Consider the following 12,059-nt stretch of genomic DNA (forward strand, 5'->3'; position numbering starts at 1 on the left):
GAAGGGGGATTCGTAATGAGAAAGAAAAAATGGAACAGAGTTTTAGCTGTACTTTTAATGATGGTGATGAGTATATCACTTCTGTCAGGATGTGGCAGCAAAAGTGCGGAAAAAGAAGATGCAGAAACAATTACTGTGTATTTATGGAGCACAAACCTCTATGAAAAATATGCACCATACATTCAGGAACAGCTCCCGGATATCAATGTTGAATTTGTCGTAGGGAATAATGATCTGGATTTCTACAAATTTCTGAATGAAAATGGTGGATTGCCGGATATTATAACCTGCTGTCGTTTCTCACTGCATGACGCGAGTCCCCTGAAAGACAATCTGATGGATCTTTCTACAACCAATGTTGCTGGTGCTGTCTATGATACCTACCTCAGCAATTTTATGAATGAGGATGGAAGCGTAAACTGGCTTCCGGTGTGTGCGGATGCACATGGTTTTGTAGTGAACAAAGACCTTTTTGAAAAGTATGATATCCCTCTTCCAACAGATTATGAAAGTTTTGTCTCTGCCTGCCAGGCATTTGACAAAGTGGGAATTCGTGGATTTACAGCAGACTATTATTATGATTATACCTGTATGGAAACACTGCAGGGTCTGTCAGCATCAGAACTGTCTTCCGTGGACGGACGAAAGTGGCGTACTACCTACAGTGACCCGGATAATACAAAGAGAGAAGGCCTGGACAATACAGTCTGGCCAAAGGCTTTTGGGCGCATGGAGCAGTTCATTCAGGATACCGGGCTGAGCCAGGATGATCTGGATATGAATTATGATGATATCGTTGAGATGTATCAAAGTGGCAAGCTTGCCATGTACTTTGGCACCTCTGCTGGTGTAAAAATGTTTCAGGATCAGGGCATTAACACAACCTTTCTTCCATTCTTTCAGGAAAACGGTGAAAAATGGATTATGACTACGCCATATTTCCAGGTGGCTTTAAATAGCAATCTGACAAAGGATGAGACACGTCGAAAGAAAGCAATGAAGGTACTGGACACAATGCTTTCAGCGGATGCGCAGAATAGAATCGTTTATGATGGACAGGATCTGTTAAGCTACAGTCAGGATGTAGATCTCCAGCTTACGGAATATCTGAAGGATGTGAAACCTGTGATCGAAGAAAACCATATGTATATCCGCATAGCGTCAAATGACTTTTTCTCTGTTTCTAAGGATGTGGTTTCGAAGATGATATCAGGAGAATACGATGCAGGGCAGGCCTATGAGTCATTTAATTCTCAGCTTCTTGAGGAGGACTCCTCTTCTGAGGATATCGTGCTGGATTCACAGAAATCCTATTCCAATCGTTTTCACAGCAGTGGAGGGAATGCAGCATATTCTGTTATGGCAAACACTCTGCGCGGTATTTATGGGTCAGATGTGCTGATCGCAACCGGAAACAGCTTTACGGGAAACGTGCTGAAAGCCGGCTATACTGAAAAAATGGCGGGCGATATGATCATGCCGAACGAACTTTCAGCTTACAGTAGCAAAATGAGCGGAGCCGAACTGAAAGAGGCAGTTAAAAACTTTGTAGAAGGCTATGAGGGTGGATTTACTCCGTTTAACCGAGGCTCTCTGCCTGTGCTCAGTGGTATTTCTGTAGAAGTCAAAGAAACAGATGATGATTATACATTGAGCAAAGTTACAAAGGACGGAAAACAAATTCAGGATAATGATACTTTCACGGTAATCTGTCTTGCGATACCAAAACACATGGAGGCTTATCCGGCAGATGATAATATTGTGTTTGATGGAGGGAATACCTCTGTGGATGATACATGGATAGGATATATTTCAGATGGTGATGCCGTTCTTGCAGAGCCTGAAGATTACATGACTTTGAGGTGAGAAGGATGGGCATTAAGAATCATAATACAAAAAGAGAGAAGACTGTCATGAGAAAACGGTTAAGGATAGCTGTCTTTATTGCAGTTTCTCTTGGAATTGTGTTGATAGTTTTCCGATATTTTGGATTTGTATCGAAAACTATTTATGAGGAAAGTGTTTCTCATCTGACGGAAGTTTTTCATCAGTCTGATAATATGCTGAGGGAACTGACAGATAAGAATCTGAACTATCTTCATATGTGGGGTGAGAATCTGCAGGATATTTCCAACGAAGATGAAATTCGGAATTATATAAAGAAAGCGCAGGAAGATGCCGGCTTTTTAGACTTCTTTTTTCTGTCAGCTGACGGGAACTATAAGATGGCAACAGGGGAAACCGGTTACCTTGGATTACAGGAAAATATTGAAGATGAGATCCGGCAGGGAAATGATGTGATAGCGAATGCAGCGGTTCCCGGAAAATCCCAGCTGCTTGTTTTTGCCACAGCTAAGGCTCATGGAATTTATCATGGATTTGAATATGATGCCATTGCCATTGCTTATGAAAACTCTGATATCGTAGATGTACTGGATATTTCTGCTTTTGATGGAAATGCCCAGAGTTTTGTTGTTCATCCTGATGGCCGTGTTGTGGTTGATCATTCTTCTGAGGCATGGGGGAACGTGTATAATTTCTTCGGTGTTCTGAGAGAGCATTCTGATATGTCCGAAAAAGAAATTAATGAACTTTCAGAGAAGTTTAAAGCAAGACGTACCGATGCAATGCTGCTAAATCTGGATGGAAGAAACTATTATCTGGTCTATGAAAAATCAGATATTCAGGACTGGATGTTTTTGGGACTTGTCCAGGCGGATATCGTCAATGCCAGTATGAACAGTCTGCAGCGTAGTACGATACTTCTTGTTGGTGCGGTCGTGCTCTGTATTGCCGCTTTACTTATTAGTTTTATTATTCAAAAAGGCAGAATAAACCTCAGGAAAAAGGATACGGAGATTCTGTACAGGGACGAGCTGTTTCAAAAACTTTCAATGAATGTAGATGACGTCTTTCTGATGCTGGATGCAAAAACATATCAGGCAGATTACGTCAGCCCAAATGCGGAAAAGCTGTTGGGTATTACGGTAGAACAGATTCGTAAAGATATTTGTATTCTGGGAAAACTACATCCAGAGGAACAGGAAGATTCGGAGAAAAATTATATGGAGGAAATCCAGGTTCATGAGCAGAGGGAATGGGATTTTGAATATGTTCATCTGAAGACAGGGGAAAAACGCTGGTTCCATAATATTGTAATGGGCAGTGAGGTAAACGGAAAAAGGAAATATATCCTAGTTATGTCGGATCGTACCTCTGACTGGAAAATGAACCAGGCACTCTCTGAGGCGGTACATGCGGCGGAGACAGCAAACCAGGCAAAGAGTACTTTCCTTTCTAATATGTCTCACGATATCCGGACACCAATGAATGCGATTATCGGTTTTACCACACTGGCTGTAAGTAATATTGATAATCAGGAAAGAGTCCAGGATTATCTGGGTAAGATTCTTTCCTCCAGTAACCATCTGCTCTCATTGATCAATGATATACTGGATATGAGCCGGATTGAGAGTGGAAAGATACATCTGGAAGAGACAGAGGTCAGTCTGTCGGATGTGCTTCATGATCTGAAGACGATCATCAGTGGGCAAATCCATGCGAAGCAGCTGGAACTTTATATGGATGTCATGGATGTTACAAATGAAGATGTTTACTGTGACAAGACTCGGCTGAACCAGGTGCTGCTGAATCTTTTGTCTAATGCGGTTAAGTTTACACCTGCAGGAGGAACCGTTTCTGTCCGGCTGAAACAGTATCCGAAGGCAGTAAAAGGCAGTAAGCTGTATGAGATCCGGGTAAAGGATACCGGAATCGGTATGAGTCAGGAATTCGTGCAGAAAATTTTTTCTCCTTTTGAGAGGGAGAGGACTTCCACTGTGAGCAGAACCCAGGGCACAGGGCTTGGCATGGCAATCACCAAGAATATTGTGGATATGATGGGCGGAACTATTGAGGTTCAGACAGAACAGGGCAAAGGTACCGAATTTATTGTCTGTCTGCCATTACGGATTCAGTCTGAGTGTCAACGTATAGAGAAAATCGCAGAACTGGAAGGGCTTAAGGCACTGGTTGTAGATGATGACTTTAATACCTGTGACAGTGTGACAAAAATGCTTGTAAGGGTCGGAATGCGTTCGGAATGGACACTTTCTGGCAAGGAAGCTATTCTCCGTGCACGGCAGTCTATGGAACTGGGAGATGCGTTCCACGCTTATATCATTGACTGGCGTCTGCCAGATATGAATGGTATTGAAGTCACCCGTCAGATCCGCAGCCTTGGTGATGATACACCGATCATTATCCTGACCGCATATGATTGGTCAGATATCGAGGCAGAAGCCAGAGCAGCAGGGGTGACTGCATTCTGTGCGAAACCGCTGTTCATGTCAGATATCAGAGATACCTTGATGACTGCTATCGGCCAGAGTCAGGCTGAAGTAGAAGATTCAATTCTTCCAGAAGCAGGTTCAGATTTCAGAGGCAGATGTATACTGCTTGTGGAAGATAACGAACTGAACAGTGAAATTGCGGTGGAAATTCTGAAAGAATATGGATTTCTGGTTGATACTGCCGAAAATGGCGCAGAGGCAGTGGAGAAAGTTAAGAATTCGACTCCAGGTAAGTATGATCTGGTGCTGATGGATGTGCAGATGCCGGTAATGAATGGATACGAGGCCACCCGTCAGATTCGTGCGTTGGATGATCCGGCACTGTCGGGAATCACCATCCTTGCCATGACTGCTAATGCCTTTGATGAAGACAGGAAGAAAGCCTTGGAATATGGTATGGATGGATTCTTATCCAAACCGATAGTTATAGAGGAGTTAATCAGTACTTTACACAACAACCTGCTGGATTAGAGCGTGTTTGATCAGGTGTTTGGAACTTCAGAAAATCCGCACGGATAAAGGAAATAAGGAATATGGATAAAAGTAGAAAAAAATCAGCCGTACTATTTGTATGTATATTGCTAGTTCTGGGAATGTGGATGATGTTATCAGTACACAGCCAGGCCGCTGAAACGAATAATGATGAAAAACAGGCACAGACCATTCGTGTCGGCTCATTTGAGGATACCTTTAATTATGTCGACAAAAACGGTGTAAGACGAGGATATGGCTACGAACTCATGCAGGCTCTGGCAGGTTATACCGAATGGAAATTTGAGTATGTGAAATGTGACTGGTCTGACTGTTTTGATAAGCTTGAAAATGGTGAGATTGATATTATGGGTGATATCTCTTACAGCGATGAACGTGCACAAAAGATGCTTTTTTCGGATGAACCGATGGGTGAGGAAAAATATATTCTTTATGCTGATTTATCGAATATGGATATTGGGATGTCTGATTTTAAGTTTATGGACGGGAAACGTGTAGGTGTGCTCATGGATACAGAGCCAGAAATTATGCTGACAGAATGGGAAAATAAAAATGGTATACATACAGAGCATGTAAATGTGAATAATGATAATGATGTCGAAAAGAAATTAGCGAATCATGAGATTGATGCTTTTGTATCTCTGGAGGAATCCATCTGGTCTGAACAGGGAATATCATCTGTTACCACTATTGGCAAATCAGGTATATATTTTGCAATAAATAAAGAGCGTAGCGATATCAAGACGGAGCTGGACTATGCTATGTGTCAGCTGGATCAGGATAGTCCTTTTTTTAAGGCAGATATGTATAAGAAATATTTTACACTTGATTATAATCAGAGTCTTACAGGTGGAGAAAAATCCTGGCTGGAAGAACATGGTGACATCCGGATGGGATTTTTGAACAATGATCCGGCAATCTTTTCCATGGACGAAACAACTGGAAAACTTACCGGTATGCTACCAGAATATGTCTCCTATGCCAAAGACTGTCTGGGAAATCAGACGCTGAAATTTAATATACAGGACTATGATGATTATGATGAAATGCTTCAGGCACTGCAGAATCATGAAATTGACATGATTTTTTATGCCGGCAGAAATCCTGATATTGCAGAAAAAAAAGGCTATGCACTTACAAACACAGCCTGGACCTACAATCTTATGGCAGTAACTGATGAGAAAAATTTTGACGAGGGTAATGTGTATACAGTAGCTGTGCCAAAGGAAAAAGAAGCTTTAAAACAGCAGCTTACCTTTAGTTATCCACAATGGAATCTTGTGGATTATGATTCGTTTGAGGAGGCTGCTGAAATGATTACTAATGAAAAAGCAGACTGTTTTCTCATGGGAGCAAGTCAGGCGATGGTATATGATAACAATCGAGATTTCAAGAGTGTTCCACTTACAAAAACAATGGAGGCATGCTTTGCAGTAAAAGGTGGAGAGGAAACTCTTTTGTCGATACTGAATAAAACTTTAAAGGGCATGCCGTCTGGCATGCTTACAAGCGCACTTGCTATCTATGACAGTACGGCAGATAAGGTAACATTTTTGGACTTTGTAAAAGACAATATGCTTGCTTTTTTTCTCGCCACAGGATTCTCTGCACTCAGCATCATTGTTATTATCCTCGTACTTTTACGCAAGGCAAGGAAAGCAGAAGCTGCCGCAAAGCTTGCTGCAAATGATACACAAAAACTTAATGAGAAACTGGAAATCGCTTTGAAAAAAGCAGAGGATGCCAGTCTCGCAAAGACCAGTTTTCTTAACAATATGTCACATGATATCCGTACTCCTATGAATGTAATTCTGGGTTATGCACAGCTTATGGAGAATGAACTAAATGGAAAAGACATACCTGAAGTTTTGGAACATCTGGAAAAACTGCAGCAGTCTGGAAATCTTCTTCTGTCAATCATAAATAATGTATTGGATATGGCCCGGATTGAGAGCGGAAGGATGGAGATTGATGAGAATTACTGCCGGATTGAAGATGTCTGGAAATCTTTGTTTGCAGTATTTGATGAGAAAGCAAGGAAAAAGAATATTTCGCTTCATTACACGATGAATGTAGAGCATGAGCATGTATTGACAGATGTTACCAAGGTAAAAGAAATATTGGTCAATATTCTGAGCAATGCTATAAAATATACTCCAGCAGGTGGTTCTGTTATGGTATATGTAGATGAATTACCTTGTGATGAGTCTGGATACATGATAGTGAGGATCAGAATCAGCGATACCGGAATCGGTATGAGTCAGGATTATCTGACAAAGATTTTCGAAGCATTCACGCGTGAGAAGAACACCACAAAGAGCAAAATCGCAGGAACCGGACTGGGCATGTCAATAGTCAAGAATTATGTTGACCTGCTTGGTGGAACAATAGATGTAGAGAGTGAGCTTGGCAAGGGCAGTACCTTTACAGTTACATTAAAACACAGGATAGCGGATGAAAGATATTATGTAAAAAAGCATATTGAAGAGTCTGGAACAGGAAATGAAATCCTTGAAGGCAGGAATATCCTTTTAGCGGAGGATAATGATTTAAATGCAGAGATTGCAGAGGCAATACTTGAGCGTGCCGGTCTTAGGATAGAACGTGTGGAGAATGGTATTCAGTGTGTGAACAGAATACTGAAAATGCCGGCAGGAACATATGATATGATCTTCATGGATATCCAGATGCCGCAAATGGACGGTTATAAAGCAACACAGACAATCAGAAATTTGCCAGATAAGGATAAAGCGTGCATACCGATTATAGCTATGACAGCCAATGCTTTTGCAGAAGATAAAAAAAAGACGATGGAGGCAGGGATGAATGCACATCTGTCAAAACCATTAAATGTACCGGAACTGATGGATACAATCCGAAAATTCTGTGATGGTAAGCAGATGTGTCAGCGACCGGGAAAAGAATAACAGAGGTATAGCAGAATGAAAAAGAATTCTGTTGTTATATCATTCCGTAAGTGATATACTAAAAAGACAGAAAAAAACCGTGTGGAATTACAGTTTTACTTTCGCATGGTTTCTTTTATACATAATGGTTAGTTGCAACTAATATCAAAAATAGTATGAAGGACTACAAAATAGTAGTTATTCCGGTTTTAAAGAAAGGAAAGTGAAAAGCGAATGAATACTTTTTTTGGCATATTGATTCCATTTGTTGGAACAACGCTGGGTGCAGCATGTGTGTTTTTTATGAGAACAACATTTAGCAAATCAGTGCAACGTGCACTTACAGGATTTGCAGCAGGTGTAATGGTTGCTGCTTCAATCTGGAGTCTTCTAATTCCGGCCATGAAACAATCGGAGAAGATGGGAGATTTGTCATTTGTTCCGGCAGTTGCTGGGTTCTGGATTGGTATATTGTTTTTACTCACACTTGATCATTTGATTCCGCATCTTCATGTTGGAAGTGATCAGGCAGAGGGACCGAAAAGCAGGCTTGGCCGTACTACAATGATGGTGTTGGCAGTTACATTACATAACATCCCTGAAGGTATGGCAGTCGGTGTAATGTATGCAGGATTTCTTGCTGGAAATGCACAGATTACAGCAACAAGTGCACTTGCGTTATCACTTGGAATTGCTATTCAGAATTTCCCGGAAGGAGCAATTATATCCATGCCGCTTAGGGCAGAGGGAGAAAGTAAGGGAAAGGCATTTTTAGGTGGTGTACTTTCAGGGGTGGTCGAACCGATTGGCGCAGTATTGACAATTATTGCTGCACAGCTGATAATCCCGGCATTACCATATTTGCTGAGCTTTGCAGCAGGAGCTATGCTTTATGTCGTGGTTGAAGAACTAATCCCTGAAATGTCGCAGGGAGAGCACTCGGATATTGGTACGGTTTTCTTTGCAGTTGGGTTTAGTTTAATGATGATTCTGGATGTGGCACTTGGGTGATAACAAACAGGAAAAGGTATTAGAATATAAATTTGCGGTAATCAATTATATCGGATTTCTAAGATTTTCATAATCAACTTTACAAAATCTAATCAGAATCAGTCCATCCATATTCCACATGGATGCAAATACCGGAATTTCTTTGATATCAGATGTCATTTTTATCATAAGAAAATATCCTTTTTCATCCCTTCTTCTGCAATATTATGATTATATGGTACATTATAAATGTGGAATTTACAAAGGTTAAGCGCATAACCCATTACAAAATTTGCATTCGATTTTTGTGATATTTTACTATTGCATTACGCATTTCCAGCAATCTGTGTGTTAATCATTAATGACATTCTTATCCCACAATAAAACTGTGTCGTAAAATGTGGTAAGAAAATCAGACGAATATATTTTTCCAAAGACTTGTCGTAAAAATGTGGTCAAATCAAGAAAATCGAGTGCGAAAGCAAGTGAGAAATCCCTGTGAAGCCCGTAAAATCAAAGCTTCACCAAAAAATCTCAAAAAATTAGCACTCGTCTCTTGACATGGCTAACAGATAGTGATATATATATGTTATACGAAGTGTAGAACAAATAAGCATCTTCGGGTTAGGAGGAACTTATATGAATATAAATAAATTTACGCAAAAGTCATTAGAAGCAGTAAATAACTGTGAGAAACTGGCTTATCAGTATGGCAGCCCGGAAATCGATCAGGAACATTTTTTATATAGCCTGCTTACGATTGAGGATAGCCTGATTTTAAAATTAATTGAAAAGATGGAAGTGAATAAAGAAGCATTTCTGTCACAGGTACAGCAGGCAGTTGAGAAGAAGCCAAAAGTTTCCGGTGGACAGACTTATATCAGTAAGTCTTTGAATCAGGTACTTGTGAGTGCGGAGGATGAAGCTAAGGCAATGGGAGATGAGTATGTTTCTGTAGAGCATCTTTTCCTTTCTTTAATGAAGTATCCGAATACAGAGATTAAGAAATTGTTTCAGGCATATGGAATTACAAGAGAGCGTTTTCTTCAGGCATTGTCTACAGTAAGAGGTAACCAGAAGGTTGTCAGTGATAACCCAGAAGCCACTTATGAGACATTGGAGAAGTATGGTTATGACCTTGTAGAGAGAGCTAAACAGCAGAAGCTTGACCCGGTTATCGGACGAGACAGCGAGATTCGTAATGTCGTTCGTATTCTTTCCAGAAAGACAAAGAATAACCCGGTATTGATTGGTGAACCTGGTGTTGGTAAAACAGCTGTTGTTGAAGGTCTTGCACAGCGTATCGTGAAAGGTGATGTGCCAGATTCTTTAAAGGATAAGAAATTATTTGCCCTTGATATGGGTTCTTTAGTAGCAGGAGCGAAATATCGTGGTGAGTTTGAGGAACGTTTAAAAGCAGTTCTTGAAGAAATCAAAGCCAGCGATGGACAGATTCTTTTATTCATTGATGAGCTGCACACGATTGTTGGTGCTGGTAAGACCGACGGTGCGATGGATGCCGGAAACCTGTTAAAGCCAATGCTTGCCAGAGGGGAACTTCACTGTATCGGTGCTACAACACTGAATGAATACCGTCAGTATATTGAAAAAGATGCCGCATTGGAGCGTCGTTTTCAGCCGGTTATGGTCGATGAACCTACGGTAGAAGATACGATTTCTATTTTGAGAGGATTAAAAGACCGCTACGAAGTATATCACGGTGTAAAGATTGCAGACAGTGCCTTAGTAAGTGCCGCTGTTTTATCTAACCGTTATATTACCGACCGTTTCCTCCCAGATAAGGCAATCGACCTTGTGGATGAAGCATGTGCGATGATTAAGACAGAATTAGATTCCCTTCCGGCCGACCTTGATGAAGTGCAGAGAAAGATTATGCAGTTAGAAATCGAGGAAGCAGCCTTAAAGAAAGAAACGGATCGTCTTAGTGTAGAACGTCTTGAAAATCTGCAAAAGGAACTCGCCGAATTACGTGAGGAATTTAAGTCGAAAAAGGCTTCCTGGGATCAGGAGAAATCCGCAGTAGAGCGTGTTTCCAAGTTAAAGGAAGAAATCGAAAGTTTAAATAATGAGATTCAGATTGCACAGCGCAATTATGATTTAAATAAAGCAGCAGAATTACAATATGGTAAATTGCCAGAATTGCAAAGACAGTTAGAGGAAGCGGAAGAAAGTGCAAAGAAGAGAGAATCTTCTATGGTTCATGAATCTGTAACTGATGATGAAATCGCAACGATCATCAGCCGCTGGACGGGTATTCCGGTAGCAAAACTTACCGAGAGTGAGAGAAATAAGACATTGAATCTTGATAAGGAACTCCATAAACGAGTTGTCGGTCAGGATGAAGGTGTGGAAAAGGTTACTGAAGCCATTATCCGTTCGAAAGCAGGAATTAAAGATCCGACAAAGCCAATCGGTTCCTTTATGTTCCTCGGACCTACTGGTGTAGGTAAGACAGAACTTGCGAAAGCACTTGCCGCAAGCCTGTTTGATAACGAACAGAACATGGTTCGTATTGATATGAGTGAGTATATGGAGAAATATTCCGTATCTCGCCTGATCGGAGCGCCTCCAGGATATGTAGGATATGAAGAGGGCGGTCAGCTTACCGAAGCCGTCAGAAGAAAACCATACTCAGTTGTTCTTTTTGATGAAATAGAAAAGGCACATCCCGATGTATTTAATGTGCTATTACAGGTACTTGATGATGGGCACATCACCGATTCTCAGGGCAGAACAGTAGACTTTAAGAACACGATATTAATCATGACCTCCAATATCGGTTCCCAGTATCTGCTCGAAGGAATCGATGAAAATGGCAACATCAAGACCGATGCAGAAACTATGGTCATGAATGACCTGCGTTCCCACTTTAGACCAGAGTTTTTGAATCGTCTTGATGAGATTATCATGTTTAAACCTCTTACCAAAGACAATATCGGAGGCATTATTGAGCTTATGCTTGCCGATGTCAACAAACGTCTTGAAGACAAGGAACTTTCTATTCATCTTACCGATGCTGCCAAGAGTTATGTTATCGAACATGGATACGAACCGGCATACGGTGCACGTCCATTGAAGAGATATCTGACAAAACATGTCGATACCCTTGCTGCGAGAATGATACTTTCCGGCGAGGTATATCCACAGGATACGATTGTCATTGACGAACAGGGTGGAGAACTGATTGCTTCTGTGGAACATAGACAATGATGATTTAATTCATTAAACAACGGACAAACAGACGAATCCATGAAATAAAATAATCCATATCTGTGACTTTAGTCGCAGATATGGATTA

The 12,059-nt window shown here is 40.9% G+C and carries 6 protein-coding genes; 5 read left to right on the forward strand and 1 reads right to left on the reverse strand.

Annotated elements, in window-relative coordinates:
• The first annotated feature begins 15 nt into the window (after window positions 1–15).
• From EUBHAL_RS04275 to EUBHAL_RS04290, 4 genes are all read left to right on the forward strand, one after another.
• Window positions 16–1,866: an ABC transporter substrate-binding protein gene (locus EUBHAL_RS04275; protein WP_005345318.1), complete on the forward strand. Its 1,851-nt coding sequence runs from the start codon at window positions 16–18 to the stop codon at window positions 1,864–1,866.
• A gap of 5 nt (window positions 1,867–1,871) precedes the next feature.
• Window positions 1,872–4,823, forward strand: coding sequence for a hybrid sensor histidine kinase/response regulator (locus EUBHAL_RS04280; protein ID WP_005345319.1), 2,952 nt, complete (start codon window positions 1,872–1,874; stop codon window positions 4,821–4,823).
• Between the two features lie 62 nt (window positions 4,824–4,885).
• Window positions 4,886–7,771: an ATP-binding protein gene (locus EUBHAL_RS04285; protein WP_005345320.1), complete on the forward strand. Its 2,886-nt coding sequence runs from the start codon at window positions 4,886–4,888 to the stop codon at window positions 7,769–7,771.
• A 213-nt stretch (window positions 7,772–7,984) separates the two neighbouring features.
• Window positions 7,985–8,761 (forward strand): ZIP family metal transporter, encoded by a 777-nt coding sequence (locus tag EUBHAL_RS04290; protein ID WP_005345321.1) that lies wholly within the window; start codon window positions 7,985–7,987, stop codon window positions 8,759–8,761.
• Window positions 8,762–8,806: 45 nt separating this feature from the next.
• On the opposite strand, the gene EUBHAL_RS16335 is transcribed toward EUBHAL_RS04290, so the two are convergent.
• On the reverse strand, window positions 8,807–8,929 hold the full coding sequence (locus EUBHAL_RS16335; RefSeq protein WP_005345322.1) for a hypothetical protein: 123 nt from the start codon (window positions 8,927–8,929) through the stop codon (window positions 8,807–8,809).
• A gap of 450 nt (window positions 8,930–9,379) precedes the next feature.
• Here EUBHAL_RS16335 and clpB point away from each other — a divergent pair, with 450 nt between their 5' ends.
• Window positions 9,380–11,971, forward strand: a complete 2,592-nt coding sequence (clpB, locus tag EUBHAL_RS04295) for an ATP-dependent chaperone ClpB (protein ID WP_005345323.1) — start codon at window positions 9,380–9,382, stop codon at window positions 11,969–11,971.
• Window positions 11,972–12,059: the final 88 nt, after the last annotated feature.

The organism is Anaerobutyricum hallii DSM 3353 (assembly GCF_000173975.1).
Taxonomy (GTDB): domain Bacteria; phylum Bacillota; class Clostridia; order Lachnospirales; family Lachnospiraceae; genus Anaerobutyricum; species Anaerobutyricum hallii.

Bases quoted from the DNA above. Each gene is read 5' to 3' on its own strand.
- EUBHAL_RS04275 (WP_005345318.1), top strand. From the start codon at position 16: ATGAGAAAGAAAAAATGGAACAGAGTTTTAGCTGTACTTTTAATGATG.
- EUBHAL_RS04285 (WP_005345320.1), top strand. From the start codon at position 4,886: ATGGATAAAAGTAGAAAAAAATCAGCCGTACTATTTGTATGTATATTG.
- EUBHAL_RS04280 (WP_005345319.1), top strand. From the start codon at position 1,872: ATGGGCATTAAGAATCATAATACAAAAAGAGAGAAGACTGTCATGAGA.
- clpB (WP_005345323.1), top strand. From the start codon at position 9,380: ATGAATATAAATAAATTTACGCAAAAGTCATTAGAAGCAGTAAATAAC.
- EUBHAL_RS04290 (WP_005345321.1), top strand. From the start codon at position 7,985: ATGAATACTTTTTTTGGCATATTGATTCCATTTGTTGGAACAACGCTG.
- EUBHAL_RS16335 (WP_005345322.1), bottom strand. From the start codon at position 8,929: ATGATAAAAATGACATCTGATATCAAAGAAATTCCGGTATTTGCATCC.